The following is a 358-nucleotide window of genomic DNA, read 5'->3' as shown; positions in this document are numbered from 1 at the left end:
CCCCGGGAGACCGACGGGCGTCGTCCGCTGAGTACGGTGGCGGTGTCTCCGGGCGGCCAGTACAGTTTTTTGCTAGCGCACGTCAGCGACTCGTATGTTAAGGCCCCGCTACCATCGGTTCGCAGCGTTCGGCCTCGGTGTCGGAACGGGGGGAGCGTTGCTCTGGCTCGGAATCGACGTCCTGCTTTCGAGCGCGGTCGCGGTCGCGCTCGCTGTGAGCGTCGCGTTCCAGTTTCGAACCAACCGCGAGTTTCCCGACAGGTGGACCGGAAGCGGATGGAGGAACGACCGGTGGACTCTCCTTTCGTTGGCCGTGACCAACTTCGCCGCGCTCGTCGGCGTCCGCCTCCAGCTTGGC

Annotated in this window: 1 pseudogene; it reads left to right on the top strand. The window is 65.9% G+C overall.

Features of this window, described 5'->3' with window-relative positions:
* Positions 1–94: 94 nt before the first annotated feature.
* Positions 95–358: pseudogene (locus tag EXE45_RS18360) on the top strand (hypothetical protein); the annotation flags it as partial.

This window comes from Halorubrum sp. SP9 (assembly GCF_005435015.1).
Classification (GTDB): Archaea; Halobacteriota; Halobacteria; order Halobacteriales; family Haloferacaceae; genus Halorubrum; species Halorubrum sodomense.
The sequence above is the reverse complement of the archived record's forward strand: the minus strand, read 5'-3'. Positions and strand labels throughout refer to the sequence as shown.